The 17,979-nt window shown below is 73.2% G+C and carries 18 protein-coding genes; 7 read left to right on the forward strand and 11 right to left on the reverse strand.

The window, feature by feature from the left end:
- Positions 1-283: 283 nt before the first annotated feature.
- On the forward strand, positions 284-1,246 hold the full coding sequence (locus ACH4F6_RS10395) for a GlxA family transcriptional regulator (protein ID WP_397959512.1): 963 nt from the start codon (positions 284-286) through the stop codon (positions 1,244-1,246).
- 22 nt (positions 1,247-1,268) lie between these two features.
- On the opposite strand, the gene ACH4F6_RS10400 is transcribed toward ACH4F6_RS10395, so the two are convergent.
- The 10 genes from ACH4F6_RS10400 to ACH4F6_RS10445 all read right to left on the reverse strand — a co-directional run bounded on the left by ACH4F6_RS10400 (position 1,269) and on the right by ACH4F6_RS10445 (position 11,415).
- Complete coding sequence (locus ACH4F6_RS10400) at positions 1,269-2,639, reverse strand: cytochrome P450 (RefSeq protein ID WP_397959513.1); 1,371 nt, start codon at positions 2,637-2,639, stop codon at positions 1,269-1,271.
- Positions 2,636-3,745 carry an epi-isozizaene synthase gene (cyc1, locus tag ACH4F6_RS10405; protein ID WP_397959514.1) on the reverse strand — a complete coding sequence of 370 codons (1,110 nt, stop codon included), beginning with the start codon at positions 3,743-3,745 and terminating at the stop codon, positions 2,636-2,638. Before cyc1 ends, ACH4F6_RS10400 begins: the two co-directional genes overlap by 4 nt.
- 274 nt (positions 3,746-4,019) lie before the next feature.
- Positions 4,020-4,670, reverse strand: a complete 651-nt coding sequence (gene def, locus ACH4F6_RS10410; RefSeq protein ID WP_397959515.1) for a peptide deformylase — start codon at positions 4,668-4,670, stop codon at positions 4,020-4,022.
- Positions 4,671-4,777: 107 nt separating this feature from the next.
- Positions 4,778-5,758 (reverse strand): tetratricopeptide repeat protein, encoded by a 981-nt coding sequence (locus tag ACH4F6_RS10415; protein ID WP_397959516.1) that lies wholly within the window; start codon positions 5,756-5,758, stop codon positions 4,778-4,780.
- A 170-nt stretch (positions 5,759-5,928) separates the two neighbouring features.
- On the reverse strand, positions 5,929-7,314 hold the full coding sequence (locus ACH4F6_RS10420; protein ID WP_397959517.1) for an HD-GYP domain-containing protein: 1,386 nt from the start codon (positions 7,312-7,314) through the stop codon (positions 5,929-5,931).
- Positions 7,227-8,534 carry an HD-GYP domain-containing protein gene (locus ACH4F6_RS10425; protein WP_397959518.1) on the reverse strand — a complete coding sequence of 436 codons (1,308 nt, stop codon included), beginning with the start codon at positions 8,532-8,534 and terminating at the stop codon, positions 7,227-7,229. Before ACH4F6_RS10425 ends, ACH4F6_RS10420 begins: the two co-directional genes overlap by 88 nt.
- Before the next feature lie 122 nt (positions 8,535-8,656).
- Positions 8,657-8,959, reverse strand: coding sequence for a mycothiol system anti-sigma-R factor (rsrA, locus tag ACH4F6_RS10430; RefSeq protein WP_397959519.1), 303 nt, complete (start codon positions 8,957-8,959; stop codon positions 8,657-8,659).
- Positions 8,956-9,651: an RNA polymerase sigma factor SigR gene (gene sigR, locus ACH4F6_RS10435; protein WP_397959520.1), complete on the reverse strand. Its 696-nt coding sequence runs from the start codon at positions 9,649-9,651 to the stop codon at positions 8,956-8,958. Before sigR ends, rsrA begins: the two co-directional genes overlap by 4 nt.
- 308 nt (positions 9,652-9,959) lie before the next feature.
- The gene (locus ACH4F6_RS10440) at positions 9,960-10,589 is read right to left on the reverse strand and encodes an alpha/beta family hydrolase (protein ID WP_397959837.1); all 630 of its coding nucleotides are present in this window, start codon (positions 10,587-10,589) and stop codon (positions 9,960-9,962) included.
- Positions 10,590-10,599: 10 nt separating this feature from the next.
- Positions 10,600-11,415: an SOS response-associated peptidase gene (locus tag ACH4F6_RS10445; protein WP_397959521.1), complete on the reverse strand. Its 816-nt coding sequence runs from the start codon at positions 11,413-11,415 to the stop codon at positions 10,600-10,602.
- Between the two features lie 100 nt (positions 11,416-11,515).
- On the opposite strand from ACH4F6_RS10445, the gene ACH4F6_RS10450 reads away from it, so the two are divergent.
- The 4 genes from ACH4F6_RS10450 (at position 11,516) to ACH4F6_RS10465 (ending at position 15,677) form a co-directional block, all read left to right on the forward strand.
- Positions 11,516-12,238 carry a M50 family metallopeptidase gene (locus ACH4F6_RS10450; RefSeq protein ID WP_397959522.1) on the forward strand — a complete coding sequence of 241 codons (723 nt, stop codon included), beginning with the start codon at positions 11,516-11,518 and terminating at the stop codon, positions 12,236-12,238.
- A gap of 642 nt (positions 12,239-12,880) precedes the next feature.
- On the forward strand, positions 12,881-14,221 hold the full coding sequence (gene aroA / locus ACH4F6_RS10455; RefSeq protein WP_397959523.1) for a 3-phosphoshikimate 1-carboxyvinyltransferase: 1,341 nt from the start codon (positions 12,881-12,883) through the stop codon (positions 14,219-14,221).
- An 11-nt stretch (positions 14,222-14,232) separates the two neighbouring features.
- On the forward strand, positions 14,233-15,243 hold the full coding sequence (gene rsgA / locus ACH4F6_RS10460) for a ribosome small subunit-dependent GTPase A (RefSeq protein ID WP_397959524.1): 1,011 nt from the start codon (positions 14,233-14,235) through the stop codon (positions 15,241-15,243).
- 110 nt (positions 15,244-15,353) lie between these two features.
- The gene (locus tag ACH4F6_RS10465; protein ID WP_397959525.1) at positions 15,354-15,677 is read left to right on the forward strand and encodes a DMT family transporter; all 324 of its coding nucleotides are present in this window, start codon (positions 15,354-15,356) and stop codon (positions 15,675-15,677) included.
- A gap of 31 nt (positions 15,678-15,708) precedes the next feature.
- Here ACH4F6_RS10465 and ACH4F6_RS10470 read toward each other — a convergent pair whose 3' ends face one another.
- Positions 15,709-16,317, reverse strand: coding sequence for a TetR/AcrR family transcriptional regulator (locus ACH4F6_RS10470; protein ID WP_397959526.1), 609 nt, complete (start codon positions 16,315-16,317; stop codon positions 15,709-15,711).
- Between the two features lie 234 nt (positions 16,318-16,551).
- On the opposite strand from ACH4F6_RS10470, the gene hisN reads away from it, so the two are divergent.
- Positions 16,552-17,352 carry a histidinol-phosphatase gene (gene hisN / locus ACH4F6_RS10475; RefSeq protein WP_397959527.1) on the forward strand — a complete coding sequence of 267 codons (801 nt, stop codon included), beginning with the start codon at positions 16,552-16,554 and terminating at the stop codon, positions 17,350-17,352.
- Positions 17,353-17,511: 159 nt separating this feature from the next.
- Positions 17,512-17,904 (forward strand): cyclic nucleotide-binding/CBS domain-containing protein, encoded by a 393-nt coding sequence (locus tag ACH4F6_RS10480; protein WP_397959528.1) that lies wholly within the window; start codon positions 17,512-17,514, stop codon positions 17,902-17,904.
- The last annotated feature ends 75 nt before the right edge of the window (positions 17,905-17,979 follow it).

Here is a 17,979-nt window from a genome sequence, read left to right on the forward strand (position 1 = left end):
CCGCCGCCCTTCGGTTAACCTGGGGCCCGTGGCGGCCACGGTCCACCTGGGGGCTCAAATGTGCGCCCCGCGGGGCGCCCCGGCGGGGGGGGGGGGGGGGGGCGGGGGGGGGGGGGCCTGCCCCCCGCGCGCCGGACCCGCGAGGAGGAGGAACACGGCCAGGACCGGGAGGTATGCGGTGAGTGCGTTCATGAGGTAAGCATCGTGCGCGCATGACGCTCATGACAGTGGCAGGACTGCCGCACCTCTGTGAATTCCTGCCATCCGCGGGCACACTGGCGGCATGCTGGAGAACGTGGCCGTGATCCTCCTCGACGGCGTGCACCCCTTCGAACTCGGCGTGGTCTGCGAGGTGTTCGGCATCGACCGCAGCGACGAGGGGCTGCCGGTCTACGACTTCGCGGTCGCCTCGGCGGAGGGGCGGGCGCTGAGCACCCCCGCGGGGTTCACCGTCGGCACGGAACACGGCCTGGAACGGCTGGAGAGCGCCGACCTGATCGCCGTGCCGGCCGGTGAGACGTACGCCGCCCGGGACTACCCGCCCGAGCTGCTCGACGCGCTGCGCCGGGCCGTGGACCGGGGGACGCGCGTCCTCAGCGTCTGTTCCGGGGTGTTCGTGCTGGGGGCGGCGGGCCTGCTGGACGGGCGGCGCTGCGCGGTGCACTGGCGGCACGCGGAGCAGCTGGCCCGGCAGTACCCGCGCACGGTCGTCGAGCCCGACGTGCTCTACGTCGACGACGACCCGGTGATCACCTCGGCGGGCACGGCCGCCGGCATCGACGCGTGTCTGCACCTCGTGCGCAAGGAGCAGGGCCCCGACGTCGCCAACAAGATCGCCCGGCGGATGGTGGTGCCGCCGCACCGGGACGGCGGCCAGGCCCAGTACATCGAGCGGCCGCTGCCCCGGTCGCGGTGCGACACCGTCGGCGGGGTCCTCGCGTGGATGGAGGAGCACCTCGACGAGGAGGTCACCGTCGAACAGCTCGCGGCCCGCGCCCACATGTCCCCGCGCACCTTCGCCCGCCGCTTCCAGCAGGAGACCGGCACCACCCCCTACCGCTGGATCCTGCGGCAGCGCGTCCTGCTCGCCCAGCGCCTGCTGGAGGCGACGGACGAGACGGTCGACGCGATCGCCTGGCGCACCGGCTTCGGCACGGCGTCCGCCCTGCGCCACCAGTTCGTGCGGGCGCTGGGCACCACCCCGAACGCCTACCGGCGTACGTTCCGGGGGCCTCGGGCCGCCTGAACGCACGCCGCAGGCGCGCCCCTCACCGGGGCAGCGGCTTCAGCAGCAGCCGCTGCGGACGGAGCGTGATGCCCACCCGGACCGCGTCGTCGGAGCCGGCGGCCTGCTCGAAGCGGAACGTCGACGCGAGCGTCGCCGTGACCAGGGTGAGCAGGGCCATCGAGAAGTGGTCGCTGGGGCACTTGCGGTTGCCCACGCCGAACGGCCGCATGGCGTACTTCGGCACGTCCTTCGACCGCTGCGGGTGCCACCGGTCCGGGTCGAACTCCAGGTGCCGTTCGTAGGAACGCGGGTCACGCTGGATCGCGTACGGGCTGTACACGATGTCGGCACCGGCCGGAATGCGATACCCGCCGAGTTCCGTGTCGGTGACCGCGCGCCGCGTCAATATCCATACGGCGGGCAGCACCCGCATGGCTTCCAGGACGACGTTGTTGGTGTGCGTCAGCTTGCGTACGTCGTCGAATGCGACGGGCCTGCCTCCGGTTACGGCCTCGACCTCGGCGCACACTTTGTCCGCGTGTTCCGGATGATCCGCGAGGACCAGCAGCAGCGACATGATCGTGGACGCGATGGTTTCGCTGCCCGGAGTCAGTATCGCGACGACCTGGTCGTGGATCTCCTGTTCCCCGATGGGGTCGCCATTGTCGTCCTTCGCTTCCAGCAATGCCGTCAGCAAATCGTCCGGCTTTTGACCGGACGCCCGGCGTTCGGCGATGATCTCGTCGACCAGGAGATGCAAATCGGCCAGGGCGCGGTTGAATTCGCGGTTGGCCGGGAACGGCAGCCTGTACAGCGGTCCGAGCGGCACCACCATGCGGTGGTACATCCCTTGGAACACACTGGCGAGCGCGGTGCACAGCCGTTCGGCGCGCTCGTCCATGAACCGCCCGCGCAGCAGACAGCGGGCGGCCACCCGCACCGCTATGCGGAACGACTCCGAGGTGCAGTCGATCGTCCCGCCGCCCTTCCAGCGCCCGGCGAGCGCGCGGGTCTCCTCCTCCATGATCGGTCCGTAGGCCGGGATGGCGTCGAGCCGGAACGCGGGCTGGACGGTGCGCCGCTGGCGCCGGTGCAGCGGCCCGTTGGCGGTGGCCACGCCCTCCTTGCCGAGCAGGCCCTCCAGGGACTCCCACAGGGGCCCGGCGATGATGTAGTCGGGGCTGAGGGCCAGCGCCCCGGTCAGGTCCGGATCGGTGACGGCGTACACCGTCTTGGGGCCGAGCTTGATGCGGACGACGTCCCCGTGGTCGCGCAACCGGCTCATGAAGGCCAGGGGATCGCGGGCGAGCCTCCAGCCGTGGCCCAGAAGCGGAACCCCGCCACCGGCCGGCGGCGGCTCACGCAGTGGCGACGCCCCGGGTGTCGTGGGCTGCACCGACTCGACGGTCATTTCTCACCTGCCGCTTCGTTGTCGACGTACGGAGGGGTGGACCGGTCGTCCCAGCTGTCGACCCTGTAACGGCCCGACTCGTGGTGGAACCAGTAGACGGAGCTGAACCAGTTCCGCATGTTCCCGAGGCAGGCGTGCACGGCGACGCTCAACTGCTTCCCGCGGACCGTCCCGTCGGCGAGCCGGTCGGCCAGCCGCAGCACGTCCTTCTCCGCGACCAGGAATGCGGATGTGCATTCCTCGACGCGCCGCCGGACTTCCTCGACAGCTTCTTCCAGGGTCAGCCCCTCGTGGGTGACGAGACTGATTCCGAGATTGTGCACCTCCTCGCCCGCGATTTCCTTCGGGAGCGAACAGAGGTCGTTGTACCAGGCGGCGAATTCCTGGCTCAGCAGGGCCGCGCGCCGATAAGCCGGATGTTTCCGCACCGGGTCCGGGAGTTCGCATCCCGCACTCGGCTCCAGCAGGTCCGTCCAGATCCAGTGGGCGAAGGTGAGCCGGCGCAGCTCGAGGTACTCCTCGACGGTCGGTATCCGCCCCTCGACGCGGTTGCGGAATTCACGGTCGTACGCCTCGATCACGGCGTGGAAGTGCCGGGCGAACCGCGCGTTCCACGTCGCGGACAGGAAGGAGTACAGCCGGCCCACGCTGTCCGCGAGCCCGGCGACCAGCGGATCCGCGTGGCGCAGATGGGCCGCCGGGTCGTCCAGGGCCGCGTGCAGGCGGAGCCTCAGCCGGCGCCAGGCGCCGGGGCGGCCGTGCACGATGTCACGGTCGTGCCGGTCGTCCCAGACGAAGAACCACGCACTGTAGTCGGCGATGGCCTGGAGCACCTCGTCGGACGCGCCGACGTAGTAGCCCGCCATCAGGTCGGTGTAGCACAAGCCGTCGGCATATTCCGCGACCTTGTCCGCCGGCATGAGCCGCTTTTCCAGCAGCCACGAGCGCGTCCTCTCCTGCAACCGGGGCCAATACGGGTGCAGTCGCCGGGGAAACACCGCCTCGATGACCGGAAGGGAGAGCGAGGGAGGCACCGCCGCCGCGGTCACCGTCGCCGTGGTGTCGTATGCGGTCCTGCAGGTGGTGCTGTGTGGGAAAGCTGGCACGAACAACCCCTCTCAGCCGCCTGTCGCGCACACCCCTCCGCGCCGTGCCGGGCGTGCGCCGTCGCCTATCCCCGCACGTCCCATTCAGCACTACAACAGACCGTTCCGGGAACGGATTTGCTTTATTCACCACCCCAGCCTGCCGAGAATCCCGGCTTCGCATGACGGGTCCTGCACCGACAGATGCGCATAAGCGATCGAACGTGCGTCGGACACACGAACGACGCCCGGCCGGGAGCGGTCCCGGCCGGGCGTCTCGTGAGGGGTGTGCGGTTCAGTCGTTGGCGACCACGGGGTAGCGGGGCTCGTTCTCGGCCATCTGCCGCAGCGCGTCCTTGCGTTCCCGCTTGGAGAGGCGGTCGATGTAGAGGTACCCGTAGAGGTGGTCGGTCTCGTGCTGCAAACACCGTGCGAAGTAGCCGGTGCCGCGCACCTTGATCGGGTTGCCCTTCTCGTCCTGACCGGTCACCTCGGCGTAGTCCGGCCGCGCGAGCGGCGCGTACGCGGTCGGCACCGACAGACAGCCCTCGTTGCTGTCGTCCAGCCGGCGCCGGTCCGCCGGCAGTTCGACCAGCCGGGGGTTGCAGACCACGCCGACGTGCCGCACGCCCTCGTCGTCGGGGCAGTCGTAGACGAAGACCTTCAGGTCCACACCGATCTGGTTGGCGGCCAGGCCCACGCCCTCGGCGGTGCGCTGCGAGGCGAACATGTCCGCGACCAGCCGCTGGAGCTCCTCACCGAACTCGGTGACGTCCTGGCACTCCTTGTGCAGCACCGGGTTGCCGACGACCGTGATCGGCCGCGAGGTCCCGGCCTCCCGCCAGGCCTGCTCGCGCTCCTCCGTCTCCTCGGTGTCGATGACGAAGCCCTCGTCGTCCACGGGGAGCACGCCCGCGTGCTGCTGATCGGTGTCCTGCTGCGCCATGACCGACGTACGCCTTCCTCAGGAGAACAGGGGGTAGATGCTCGATACAGGGTACGGGGAACGCGCCCCCGCGGGACGCGGGACCGTACCGGTGCGCGGCTCCGCCGTCAGCAGACCTCCTCGAGGTCCCGCCAGTCCCTGGAGTCGGGGCTGTCGGCCACCCACCCGTCCAGCAACCCCCTCACCAGCGACGCCGGCGCGGCCACCCCGCACTCCCGCTCCGGCACCCACAGCTGCCCGTCCGTGCGGTGGCCGAGCGGCCCGGGATGACCCGGCTCGCTGTGGTCGTGCGGGTCGAGGTGCTCGCCGTCGCCCTCGTCGGACGGCATCCGCGACTCCGAGCACATCCGGCACAGCAGCCGCACCGACGACGACCAGTCCTCGGCCGCGAAGCCCGCGTCCGCGGCGAGCTGCTCCAGGGCGTCCCGGTCGGCCTCGGTGGCCGCCTCCAGCAGGACCACCCAGGTCGGCACGGGAGACGGCGCCCACAGCTCGATCTCGTCGAAGACGGGGTAGGCGTGCCCGGTCGACGTGGTCCGCTCGCCGTGCGGCACCCCGTCGTGCAGGACGACCTCGCCCCAGCGCCGCCCCGAGGACGGCAGCGGGATCGACAGCACCTCTATCCGGGCGGGGTCCAGCCGCCGCCCCCACACCACCTCGGCCTCGCCCTCGGGCGACAGCCGTACGGCGGCGCTGCCCAGGGCCATCCCGAGGGGCTCGCCGGCGGCGGTGGCGCCGCCCGGCACGTGCAGTCCGTAGGCCTGCCAGGCGCGCCGGGCCAGCGGCCAGTCCTGGAGGGCGGTGGCCGCGATGCCGACGTTCCACCAGTCCGGGGCCCCGGTCCCCCGCTCCAGCAGGGCGACCGCCCGCAGACCGGCGGAGCGGGCCTGCTCCCAGTCGTGCCGGAACTTGTGCAGCAGGGCGAGGTTGAACCAGGACTCCGACAGCCAGGGCTCCAGGTCCGCGGCACGTGTCAGCAGCGCGCCCGCGTCCTCGTACCGGCCGTCGCCGATCAGCGTGAACGCACGGTCGGTGGCCTGCCGCCAGGAGGCGGAGGGCCGGTGCCGTCCCTTGCCGAAGATCCTCACGATTCCCGCCTGCCAGTTCCGTGGTGTGGGCTGGCCGGTGCCCCCGGACACCCTCTCCCTCGCATCCAACCACGTGGGGCTGGAAGGTCGCTCATTACCCATGGGTTACCCACCGGCGGGGAGGGTCAGACAGTCCCGTCGCCGCCCGGCGGCCCGCCCTGCCGGGGCGCTCACGCGCCGCACCCCTGGTTCAGCAGGACCCGGCCCAGCGCCTCCACCACCTCGGGCGCGTAGTCCCCGCCCGTCCCCAGCCGCAGCTCCTCCAGGGCGGTGAGCGGCCCGCCGGGACCGGCGTCGCGCACCTTCTCCTCGTAGGCGTTGACCACCCGCACGATCCGGGCGGCCACCGGCTGCTCCGGGTAGGGGTCGGCCTGCCGCTCCACCACCCTCGCCACCTGGGCGCTCGCCCCGGTCTGCCGGACGACGGCCCCGCCGAGCAGCGCGATCCGCCGCTGCTCGGCGACCGGCAGCCCGGCCGTCGCCCCGGCCGGGACCGGGTCGACGAGGCTGAGCTGCCCGATGTCGTGCATCAGGGCCGCGTACTCCAGGACGGTCAGCTCGGGCTCCGTGAGCCCCAGGTCCCGGCCCACCGCCTGGCTGAGGGCGGCGACCCGGCGGGCGTGCCCGGCGGGGGTGTACCCGGCGATCTCGGTGGCGCGGGCCAGCGAGGCGATGGTCTGCCGGTAGGTGGCGCGGACGGCGGCGTACCGGCGCAGGGAGCGCTGGGTGAGCAGCAGCGGCACCGAGAACACCGGCAGCGCCCAGAGCCCGACCACGGCCACCGCGAGCGCCATCACCGCGCCGGTCGCGCACACGGCCGACCCGATCCCGGGCACCGACCGCAGCTCGTCGCGGAGCAGCGGGCCGAACGGCCAGCAGGTGCGGGAGTGCGCGAGCGCGGCGGCGACCACGGTGTCGCACAGCACGGTGAGGACGAGCAGCGCGAGCAGCAGCAGCGCGTACGCCGGGCCGCTCCAGTCGTCGAACACCCCGCGGTTGTAGAGGGGCTGGAAGCACACGGCGGCGAAGCCGACGGCCAGCACCCGCCGGGTGAGACGGTCCGGTACGGACCCCTCCTGGCCGCGCGCGAGGTGCGGCACGCTGCCGAGCAGCGAGGCGGCGAACACGACCGAGACGACCTGGACCACCCCGTGGTGCGTGGGGTGCCCGGCCTGCTCCCCGAGGAGCGCGTACGACAGCGACCCGGCGGCTCCGAGCGGCGCGGTTCCGCGCAGCCCGGGGCCGCTCGTCCGGCTCCCGCCGCTCAGCGGGGCCCTTCCGCCCGGGCGGGTCCGGGTGGGCGGGACGCACCCGGCGTGGGGGAGGGTCAGCTCGCCGACGGCGATCAGCACGCCGAAGGCGAGGGCGACGGGCCGCTCCTGGACGCCCGAGCGCAGGGTGGCGAGGAGGCAGACGGCGACGAGGACGGCCGCGGTGGCGTGCAGGGCGGCCAGGGGGCTGCGGAGGGTCACCGGCGCGCTCCGGGCCGGTCGGGGACCGGCGCCTGGGACGGCACCGCGGGCCATGTCTCGTCGGCGGTCACCACCGGGTGCCATCCGTCCCGCGCGACGACCCGCACCAGCGCGGTGACCATCCGGGGGTCGAACTGGCTGCCGGCGCACCGCTGGAGCTCGGCCAGGGCCGCCTCCACCGGGCGGGCCCTGCTGTACGAGCGGGTGGAGGTCATCGCGTCGAAGGCGTCCGCGACCGCCACCACCCGCGCGCACTCCGGGATCTGGCTGCCCACCAGCCCGTAGGGGTAGCCCCTGCCGTCGACGCGCTCGTGGTGGTGGAGGATCGCCGAGCGGGCCTCGCCGAGGAAGGAGATGCCCCGGGTGATCTCGTGCCCGTACTCGGGGTGCAGTTCGATCACGCGCCGCTCCTCGGGGGTCAGGGGCCCGTCCTTGCGCAGCAGCCGGGTGGGCACGCCGAGCTTGCCGACGTCGTGCAGGATCCCGGCGAAGCGCAGCACCTCGACCCGTCCCTCGTCCATGCCCAGCTCGCGCCCGATCATCATCGAGGCCTGTCCGACCCGTTCGCTGTGCCCGCGCGTGTAGCCGTCCTTGATGTCGACGGCCCGCACCAGCGCGCGGACGGTCGCCTGGTGGGCGGCCCGCTCACGGTGGTACTGGGCGAACACCCACCAGGAGACGGCCATCGGGAACAGCACGAGCAGCGCGGCGAACGGGCCGAAGGGGCTGCGCCACAGGACGGCCATCATGAGCCCGGCCAGTCCGTGCACCGCCACGGGTGCGAGGGACCGCAGGAAGAGCCCGCGCCGGACCCGGCGCAGCGGCGACCCCTCGGCCAGCGCGAGGATGACGCCGTCGAGCGCGCTGAGCACCAGGCAGAACACCAGGACGGCGGCTCCCGCCGGCACCAGGACCCGGGGGAAGTCGGAGGCCTCGACGGCGTCCCGCGCGTCCAGCGCCCCGTGGAGCCGGGCCGCGGCCCACACGGCGATCACCAGGTGCGCGGCCCGGCAGATCCGCCGCAGTGCGAAGGGCCGCTGGTCGACGGCGGAGAACAGCGCGCCGGGCAGCGGGACGAGCGCGGCCGCGTGCGGCGGCAGCAGGAAGGCCCCGGCGAGCAGCACGGGGTAGAGGGTGCCGGCGAAGGGCCGGCGGGCGATCCGCTCGCCGGCGGCGTACAGCGCGGCGAGCGGCGGGGCCGCCCACCAGGAGGCGGGGGCCGACGGCGGCGGGAGCAGGCAGAGCAGGGCGCCGAGGGCCACGCAGATGACGTAGGCACGCGCCCGTGCCGGGATTCCCGCCATGTCGCCCTCCCCCCGAGCACGCCCTCTCAGGCTCCGGTTCAGGCTCCGGAGCCTAGGGTGGCGGGGGGTGGCACTGCGGGCGTATCACCCGCGGATTAGCACATTCGGGTGATGCCGCCCGGTCAGGACTCCGGCGGGGTGCCGGCCACGTCGTGCTCGGGCACGGCCTGGCCGGACCGGATCAGCTCGATCCGGCCCATGACCTTGGAGCGCAGGTCGGTCGGCACGTCGTCGTGCCCGCAGCACCGCTTGACCAGCTTCTTCACGGCCTCTTCGAGGCCGTACTTCTCCAGACACGGCGAGCACTCGGTGAAGTGCTGCTTGAACTTGTCGCGATCGACGTCCGGCATCTCACTGTCGAGGAACTCGTAGAGATGACCGAGGACCTCACTGCAGTCCGTCTCGTGCGGCTCTCCGCAGCTCATGAGCCCGAGCCTTTCGCTTCGTCCGACTCTCCGGCGCCGGCCGGGACCAGCCCGCGCTCGCGGGCGTAGTCCTCGAGCATGCCGCGCAGCTGACGGCGGCCCCGGTGCAGTCGGGACATCACCGTACCGATGGGTGTCCCCATGATGTCCGCGATCTCCTTGTACGCAAAGCCCTCTACATCGGCGAGGTACACGGCGATGCGGAATTCCTCGGGAATGGCCTGAAGTGCCGCCTTCACGTCCGAGTCGGGCAGGTGGTCCAGCGCCTGCGACTCGGCCGAGCGCAGACCGGTCGACATGTGCGACTCGGCGCGCGCCAGCTGCCAGTCCTCGATCTCCTCGGCCGCGGAGCGCTGGGGTTCGCGCTGCTTCTTGCGGTACGAGTTGATGAAGGTGTTGGTCAGGATCCGGTACAGCCAGGCCTTGAGGTTGGTGCCCTCGCGGAACTGGTGGAAGGACGCGTACGCCTTGGCGTACGTCTCCTGCACCAGGTCCTCGGCGTCCGCCGGGTTGCGCGTCATGCGCAGCGCGGCCGAGTACATCTGGTCGAGGAACTCGAGCGCGTCCCGCTCGAAGCGCGCACTGCGCTCCGCGGCCGACTCCGCGCTCGCCTCCACGCCCGTGCCCTGGCCCTCGGGCAGCTCCGCCTGGCCGTTGTCGGTCCCTGCGTCGGTACCGGTGACCGGACCCACCTCCTCAAGTTCTCGGGCAGGACCGAAACCGATCCCACTCGAATCGGAGGATAGACGACGACCGGTACCTGATGCCGCTCCGAACGGAGCGGTTCTGGCCGCGTGCAGCACCGTCCAGTCCAGGTCGGCGCGGCCGGAGCGGCTCGCATCAGGTTCTGCCGGGGGCGGCCCGTCCACGAGATGGCGGGTGGCGGGCGGGCAGATGGTCGAACCCATGCGGCGGACTTCCTCTCCCGATGACATCCGTGCCGGATGTCCGGCACCTCGTCGACGTCAACAGTCGGCGCCACCGCGGCATTCCCGAATTTTTACCCGAGGGCCCCGGTCCACTTCACGACGGCGTCGGTGACGACCGCCACGGCCTCCTCCTGTCCGATCTCCGCCCGCTTGGGCACGGCGAAGCCGTGATCGCCGTACGGCACCTCGACGATCTCGTAGTCCCCCTCGGGGAACTCGCCGGGCCGGCCGAAGGTGTCGTTGCCGCCCTGGACGACGAGGGTGGGCACCCCGGCGCCGAGCAGCTCGCCGGCGCGGGACTTCTCCGGCCTGCCCGGCGGGTGCAGCGGGAAGCCGAGCGCGAGCACGGCGTGCGCGCCGAGCACGGTGGCGGTGCGGCAGGCCACCCGGGCCCCCGCCGACCGCCCGCCGGAGATCACCGGCAGCCCCTTGCGCGCGACCGCGGGCCAGATCCCGCGCCAGCCGGCGTCGAGCGTCCTGGGCGCGGGCGCCACCTTCTTCCCGGCCACCCGCCAGGGCTGCTCGACGAGGGCGACGCTCACCCCGTGCCCGGGCAGCACGCGCGCCAGCGCCTGGAGGTCCCGGGCCTCGATCCCGCCCCCGGCGCCATGGCTCACGGCGAGGACCAGCCGCGCCCTCACCGCCTCGTGCCAGGTGATGCGGGCGTCGCCGGCGTCGGTGGGGATGAGGTCGGTCGTCACAGTGGTCACGTCAGAAGAGTGTGCCCTCCTCGGGACCCTCCAGCTCCCGCAGCAGCTCCGGGCCGTTGTTGCGGACGTTGCTGACCGCGGTGGCCACCGGGTAGGCGCGCATCAGTCCGGCGGGCGGCGCGTCGAGGAGCCCGCGCAGCTCGTCCACGTCCGTGCGGGCCGGGTCCAGCCAGGCGTCCCAGCGGTCGGGGGTGAGCATCAGGGGCATCCGGGGGTGGATGTCGGCCAGGGTGCGCGGGCCCTCGGCGGGGGCCACGGCCAGCGGGCTCCGCTCGGCCTCCGTGGTGATGACCGAGCAGGTCACCCACCAGGCCCGCGGGTGGTCGTCCGGCAGGGTCCGGTCCCGCCAGAACTCGTACAGCCCGGCCATCGCGAAGACCGAGCCGTCGGCCGGGAGCACGAAGTAGGGCTGCTTGCGGGGCCGCTTCTTCTTCCCCTCGACCTCCAGGTCCCGCTCCTGCTCGCCGGTGACCCACTCGTAGTAGCCGTCCGCGGGCAGGATGCAGCGCCGGGCGGCGAAGGGGCGGCGGTAGGACGGCTTCTCGTGGACGGTCTCGGCGCGCGCGTTGATCATCCGCGCGCCGCCCTCGGGCGACTTCGCCCAGGAGGGCACGAGCCCCCACCTCAGTTTGCGCAGCTGCCGAACCGGGCGTTCGTCGTCGGCGTCCTTCAACGGACGGTCGAGGACGGCGTAGACCTCCTTGGTCGGCGCCACGTTGTAGTCGGGGGCCAGGGTCTCCTCGGGCTCCCACTTGTCGATGTCGAAGATTCCCGCGAGATCCTCGGGGCTGCGACTCGCTGCATACCGTCCGCACATACGTGCCACACTGCCAGGCCCACCCGTCACCCGGCCACCACGCCCGACGGCGCAGCGCGCCGCCCCCATCGATCACGAGGACAGGGAGCCACCAGGAAACATGGACAGCACCGCCGCCACCGCGCTGCCCGACCTCTGGGACCGTCTCGTCGGCACCCAGCCCGACCCCGACCTGTGGGTGGTGCTGGCCACCATGGCCGCCGCGCTCGCCCTCGTCGTCCCGCACGGTCTGTGGCGGCTCTCGCGCAACGCCGTCACGATCGCCCACGAGGGCGGCCACGGTCTGGTCGCGCTGCTGACCGGCCGCACGCTGACCGGCATACGCCTGCACTCCGACACCAGCGGCCTGACCGTCAGCCGCGGCAAGCCGTACGGCCTCGGCATGATCCTGACCGCGGCCGCCGGCTACACCGCTCCCCCGCTGCTGGGGCTGGGGGGTGCCGCGCTGCTCGGCGCCGGCCGCATCACGCTGCTGCTGTGGCTGGCGACGGCCCTGCTGGTGGCCATGCTGGTGATGATCCGCAACGCGTACGGGGCACTGACGGTGGTGCTGACCGGCGGCACGTTCCTGCTGGTGTCCTGGCTGGCCGGACCGCAGGTGCAGGCGGCGTTCGCCTACGCGGTGGTGTGGTTCCTGCTGCTGGGCGGTGTGCGGCCGGCCTTCGAGCTCCAGGCGAAGAGGGCGCGGGGCGGGGCGGGCGACTCGGACGCGGACCAGTTGTCGCGCCTGACGCACGCGCCCGCCTGGCTGTGGCTGTTCCTGTTCCACGCGGTGAGCCTGTGCTCGCTGCTCGGCGGCGGCCGGTGGCTGCTGGGGATGTGAGGCCCGGCGGACCGGGTACGCGGCTCGCCGACCGGTGGTCGGCGGTCCCGCCGGGTGACGAGCACCGGTCCGTGGTCCCGCGCGGTGATGAGCCGTGATCCCGTCGGCGCCGGTCGGCAGTCCCGCCGACGCCGGCCCACGATCCTGTCGGCGCCGGTCCGCGGCTCCGCCCGGTCTTGGTCCACGATCCCGCCGACGCCGGTCCGCGGCTCCGCCCGGTGAGGTCCACGATCCCGCCGACGCCGGTCCGCGGCTCCGCCCGGTGAGGTCCACGATCCCGCCGACGCCGGTCCGCGGCTCCGCCCGGTGCCGGTCCACGATCCCGTCGGTGCCGAGCCGTGGTTCCGCCCGGTGCCGGTCCACGACCCCGCCGACGCCGGTCCGCGGCTCCGCCCGGTGCCGGTCCACGATCCCGCCGACGCCGGTCCGCGGCTCCGCCCGGTGAGGTCCACGATCCCGCCGACGCCGGTCCGCGGCTCCGCCCGGTGCCGGTCCGCGGTCCCGTCGGTGCCGGTCCGCGGCTCCGCCCGGTGCCGGTCCACGATCCCGTCGGTGCCGAGCCGTGGTTCCGCCCGGTGCGACCAGCCCCTACGGCGCCGCATCCGAACCTCGCCCCCTGCCGTCGGAGACTAAAGTGGGCGCATGCCCGAAATCCCCGCGCACAGCGCCCTCTGGCCCGCCCCGCACGCGAGCGGAGCCGTCGACGCGACGGTCCACGTGCCCGGGTCCAAGTCCGTCACCAACCGCGCCCTCGTGCTGGCCGCCCTCGCCTCCGAGCCCGGCTGGCTGCGCCGCCCGCTGCGCTCCCGCGACACCCTGCTGATGGCCGACGCCCTGCGCGCCATGGGCGTCGGCATCGAGGAGACGGTGTCCTCCAGCTCCGCCGTCGCCGGCGGCCCCGGGAGCGGCGGCGAGGCCTGGCGGGTGCTGCCGAACGGCTTCAGCGGTCCGGCCACGGTCGACGTGGGCAACGCCGGCACGGTGATGCGGTTCCTGCCGCCGGTGGCCGCGCTCGCCGACGGCCCCGTCCGCTTCGACGGCGACCCCCGCTCGTACGAGCGCCCCCTGAACGGCGTCATAGACGCGCTGCGGGTCCTCGGTGCCCGGATCGACGACGACGGCCGGGGCGCCCTGCCGCTGACGGTGCACGGCGGCGGCGCGCTGGACGGCGGCCCGGTGGAGATCGACGCCTCCTCGTCGTCCCAGTTCGTGTCGGCGCTGCTGCTGTCCGGCCCGCGGTTCAACCAGGGCGTCGAGGTCCGCCACACCGGCTCGACCCTGCCCTCGCTGCCGCACATCCGGATGACGGTGGACATGCTGCGCGCGGTCGGCGCCCAGGTGGACACGCCGGAGTCGGGCGGCGAGCCGAACGTCTGGCGGGTCACGCCGGGCGCCCTGCTCGGGCGGGACCTGACGATCGAGCCGGACCTGTCCAACGCGCAGCCGTTCCTGGCGGCGGCGCTGGTCACCGGCGGCAGGGTCGTCGTCCCCGACTGGCCGGCCCGCACCACCCAACCGGGCGACCGGCTGCGCGAGATCTTCACCGAGATGGGCGGTTCCTGCGAGCTGACCGAGTACGGGCTCGTGTTCACGGGTTCCGGCGCGGTCCACGGCATCGATGTCGACCTCGGTGACGTCGGCGAGCTGACCCCGGGCATCGCCGCGGTCGCCGCCCTCGCGGACTCCCCGTCCACCCTGCGGGGCGTGGCCCACCTGCGGCTGCACGAGACGGACCGGCTGGCCGCGCTCACCAAGGAGATCAACGAGCTCGGCGGGGACGTGACGGAGACGGCCGACGGCCTCCACATCCGTCCGCGCCCGCTGCACGGCGGGATCTTCCACACCTACGACGACCACCGCATGGCCACGGCCGGCGCGGTCATCGGCCTGGCGGTCGAGGGCGTGCGCATCGAGAACGTGGCGACGACGGCGAAGACCCTGCCGGACTTCCCCGAGCTGTGGGCCGGGATGCTCGGGATCTGAGGACGTCCGCCATGCGCCGCTACGGCAAGCACACCGACGAGGACGACATCCGCAGCCGTCCGAACCGCAAGGGCAACCGCCCCCGGACGAACATCCGGCCCAAGCACGAGGACGCGGCCGAGGGCATGGTCCTCACCGTCGACCGCGGCCGTCTGACGTGTCTCGTCGACGACCGGGTCGTGATGGCCATGAAGGCCCGCGAGCTCGGCCGCAAGGCGGCGGTCGTGGGCGACCGGGTCGCCCTGGTCGGCGACCTGTCCGGCATGAAGGACACCCTCGCGCGCATCGTCCGCATCGAGGAGCGCACCTCGGTGCTGCGCCGCACCGCGGACGACGACGACCCCTACGAGCGGGTGGTGGTCGCCAACGCCGACCAGCTGGCGATCGTCACGGCCCTGGCCGACCCCGAGCCCCGCCCCCGCCTGATCGACCGCTGCCTGGTGGCGGCCTACGACGGCGGCCTGGAACCCCTGCTGGTCATGACGAAGTCGGACCTGGCCCCGCCGGACAAGCTCCTGGAGCTCTACGGCGACCTCGACATCCCGTACGTCGTCACCAGCCGCGAGGAACTGGAGAACGGCGACGCGGCGGACCGGGTGCGCGAGCACCTGGCGGGACGGAACACGGCGTTCGTCGGACACTCCGGCGTCGGCAAGACGACCCTGGTCAACGCGCTGGTCCCCGAGGAGCGGCGGCGGCTGACGGGCCATGTGAACGCGGTGACCGGACGCGGCCGCCACACCACGACGTCCGCACTCGCCCTCCCCCTGGCGGGCACGGACGACTGGGTCATCGACACCCCGGGCGTACGGTCCTTCGGCCTCGCCCACATCGATCCGTCCCGGGTGATCCACGCCTTCCCCGACCTGGAGCCGGGCACGGTGGACTGCCCGCGCGCGTGCAGCCACGACGAGAAGGACTGCGCGCTGGACGCATGGGTGGCCGAGGGCCACGCGGATCCCGCGCGGCTGTACTCGCTGCGGCGGCTGCTGTCCACGCGGGAGCGCACGGAAGGCGACTGACGGAAACGGGAGGTGACCGGCGGGAGTCGACCGACCTCCGCGTTGTTTGTGGGGCCGTGAGGCCGGTAAGTGCATAATCGCACCGAGCCGCACACACGGGAGGACAGCACATGGCGTGGCTGCTGGTCATCGTCGCGGGACTGCTCGAGACCGGCTTCGCCGTCTGCCTGAAGCTCTCCCACGGCTTCACCCGGCTGTGGCCGACGATCGCCTTCTGCGTCTTCGCCCTCGGCAGCTTCGGTCTGCTGACCCTGTCCCTGAAGAAGCTCGACGTCGGTCCCGCGTACGCCGTGTGGACCGGCATCGGGGCCGCGGGCACCGCGATCTACGGGATGATCTTCCTGGGCGACCTGGTGTCGGTCCTGAAGATCGTCTCGATCAGCCTGGTGATCATCGGGGTGATCGGGCTGCAGTTGTCGGGGTCGGCGCACTAGGCGCAGCCGCCGGTGCCGCGTCGGCCGCGCGCTAGCCGACGGGTTGCCGGTGCAGTGCGCCGCGCACCAGGTCCGCGACCCCGCCCTCGCCGGGCGGGGCGGTCACGCAGGACAGCGCGAGCCGGACGGCCAGCTCGCAGGAGCGGGCCAGTTCGGTGGTGTCCGGCGTCGCCCCGGGGCCGGTGAGCGCGGCCACGGCCCGGTCCCGGACGATCGCCACGAGGTCGCCGGGTGAGGGCAGCGGCCCGTCCGCCCGGCGCTGCGCGGGCACCGAGGAGGAGGACGGCACGGCCGACAGCGTCGGCGCCGGCAGTCGTTCGGTCCAGCACCCGGTGAGCACGGCCCGCACGAGCACGTTGGTCCGGGCCACCGACGCCGTCCACTCGGCGGTGGCGGTGAGCCGCTCCCGGGCGTCGCCGCGCACGGCCAGCGCCCGCTCGACGCCGGCGAGGTAGCCGTCGGCCTCCCGCCTGACGAGCGCCCGGGCCAGCCCTTCCTTGCTGCCGAACTCGTTGTACAGCGTCTGCCGGGACACCCCGGCCGCGGCGGCGACGTCCACCATGCGCACCGCGGCCCACGGCCGGCGCGCGAGCGCCGTCAAGGCGGCGTCCAGTAGGGAATCCCGGGCTGCCGGCATCATCGCCTCCCTGGGGCGAGCGGCTCTGCGCCCAGATTTGACGCGTGCTCAGGCACTGTCAAGGGGCCGCGGGAGGGCGGAGGGGGCCGTGCGCCCCGGAGTCGGGGGCGGGAGGGGGCGCCGACGCCCGGGCGGACCGCGGGCACGTGCTCACGCCCGCCGGGCGGGCGCCGGACCGTCCGCTCCCCGAAGCCCCGGTGTGGCACCGGGCCGACCTCGGCGGATACCGTTTGTCCCATGCCGGACTACCTCGACGACCTCCGTCTCGCGCACGTCCTCGCGGACGCCGCCGACGCCGCGACCATGGACCGCTTCAAGGCCCTCGACCTCAAGGTCGAGACCAAACCGGACATGACCCCGGTGAGCGAGGCCGACAAGGCCGCCGAGGAGATCATCCGCGGCCAGCTCCAGCGTGCCCGCCCGCGCGACGCGGTCCTCGGCGAGGAGTACGGCGTCGAGGGGACCGGCCCCCGCCGCTGGGTGATCGACCCGATCGACGGCACCAAGAACTACGTGCGCGGCGTCCCGGTCTGGGCCACGCTGATCTCCCTGATGGAAGCGGCGGAGGGCGGCTACCGGCCCGTCGTCGGCGTCGTCTCCGCGCCCGCCCTGGGCCGCCGCTGGTGGGCGGCGAAGGGCCACGGCGCCTACACCGGGCGCAGCCTCTCCTCCGCCTCCCGGCTGCACGTCTCCCGGGTCTCGAAGCTCTCGGACGCCTCCTTCGCGTACTCCTCGCTGAGCGGCTGGGAGGAGCAGGGGCGGCTCGACGGCTTCCTCGACCTCACCCGGGAGGTGTGGCGCACGCGCGCGTACGGCGACTTCTGGCCGTACATGATGGTCGCCGAGGGTTCGGTGGACCTGTGCGCCGAGCCCGAGCTGTCCCTGTGGGACATGGCGGCCAACGCGATCGTCGTGACGGAGGCCGGCGGCACCTTCACCGGTCTCGACGGGCGGCCGGGCCCGCACAGCGGCAACGCGGCCGCGTCCAACGGCCTGCTCCACGACGAGCTGCTGGGGTATCTGAACCAGCGCGACTGACCGACACACATGAGCGCGTGCGCCCTCAATTGGTCGCGCGCGCCCCCTTGTTGACCCGTGCTTTACCTGGGACTCTGGGGCCACCCTCAATGTGTGAACTTGTGAACCGCTGAACCACCCCGGTGGTCCGGGCGGTTCCCAGGAGGTGACCCGGAACCCATGCTCGTCCGCGACGCCATGAGCTCGGTGGTCCTCACCATCGGCCCCACCCACACCCTCCGTCAGGCCGCCGCCCTGATGTCCGCACGCCGCGTCGGCGCGGCCGTGGTCCACGACCCGGACGCCGGCGGCATCGGCATCCTCACCGAACGGGACGTCCTCGACTCCGTCGGCCTGGGCCAGGACCCGGACACGGAGCCCGTCCACGCCCACACCACCACCGACGTCGTCTTCGCCGCCCCGACCTGGACCCTGGAAGAGGCGGCCCGCGCCATGACCGACGGCGGCTTCCGCCATCTCGTCGTCCTCGACCGCGGCGGGCCCGTCGGCATCGTCTCGGTCCGCGACATCATCCGCTGCTGGGTGCCGGCCCGGGAGCGGATCCCGGCCTGAGCGGGCGGGACCCGCCCCGGGCCCCGTCCGGGCACGCGAACGGGCCGGACCCCCACGGGGGGATCCGGCCCGTCG

Origin of the sequence: Streptomyces sp. NPDC017936 (genome assembly GCF_044328485.1) — a bacterium.
GTDB lineage: Bacteria > Actinomycetota > Actinomycetes > Streptomycetales > Streptomycetaceae > Streptomyces.

Bases quoted from the DNA above. Each gene is read 5' to 3' on its own strand.
- ACH4F6_RS10395 (WP_397959512.1), top strand. From the start codon at position 284: ATGCTGGAGAACGTGGCCGTGATCCTCCTCGACGGCGTGCACCCCTTC.
- ACH4F6_RS10400 (WP_397959513.1), bottom strand. From the start codon at position 2,639: ATGACCGTCGAGTCGGTGCAGCCCACGACACCCGGGGCGTCGCCACTG.
- def (WP_397959515.1), bottom strand. From the start codon at position 4,670: ATGGCGCAGCAGGACACCGATCAGCAGCACGCGGGCGTGCTCCCCGTG.
- ACH4F6_RS10420 (WP_397959517.1), bottom strand. From the start codon at position 7,314: ATGGCACCCGGTGGTGACCGCCGACGAGACATGGCCCGCGGTGCCGTC.
- ACH4F6_RS10425 (WP_397959518.1), bottom strand. From the start codon at position 8,534: ATGGCGGGAATCCCGGCACGGGCGCGTGCCTACGTCATCTGCGTGGCC.
- rsrA (WP_397959519.1), bottom strand. From the start codon at position 8,959: ATGAGCTGCGGAGAGCCGCACGAGACGGACTGCAGTGAGGTCCTCGGT.
- ACH4F6_RS10445 (WP_397959521.1), bottom strand. From the start codon at position 11,415: ATGTGCGGACGGTATGCAGCGAGTCGCAGCCCCGAGGATCTCGCGGGA.
- ACH4F6_RS10450 (WP_397959522.1), top strand. From the start codon at position 11,516: ATGGACAGCACCGCCGCCACCGCGCTGCCCGACCTCTGGGACCGTCTC.
- aroA (WP_397959523.1), top strand. From the start codon at position 12,881: ATGCCCGAAATCCCCGCGCACAGCGCCCTCTGGCCCGCCCCGCACGCG.
- rsgA (WP_397959524.1), top strand. From the start codon at position 14,233: ATGCGCCGCTACGGCAAGCACACCGACGAGGACGACATCCGCAGCCGT.
- ACH4F6_RS10465 (WP_397959525.1), top strand. From the start codon at position 15,354: ATGGCGTGGCTGCTGGTCATCGTCGCGGGACTGCTCGAGACCGGCTTC.
- ACH4F6_RS10470 (WP_397959526.1), bottom strand. From the start codon at position 16,317: ATGATGCCGGCAGCCCGGGATTCCCTACTGGACGCCGCCTTGACGGCG.
- hisN (WP_397959527.1), top strand. From the start codon at position 16,552: ATGCCGGACTACCTCGACGACCTCCGTCTCGCGCACGTCCTCGCGGAC.
- ACH4F6_RS10480 (WP_397959528.1), top strand. From the start codon at position 17,512: ATGCTCGTCCGCGACGCCATGAGCTCGGTGGTCCTCACCATCGGCCCC.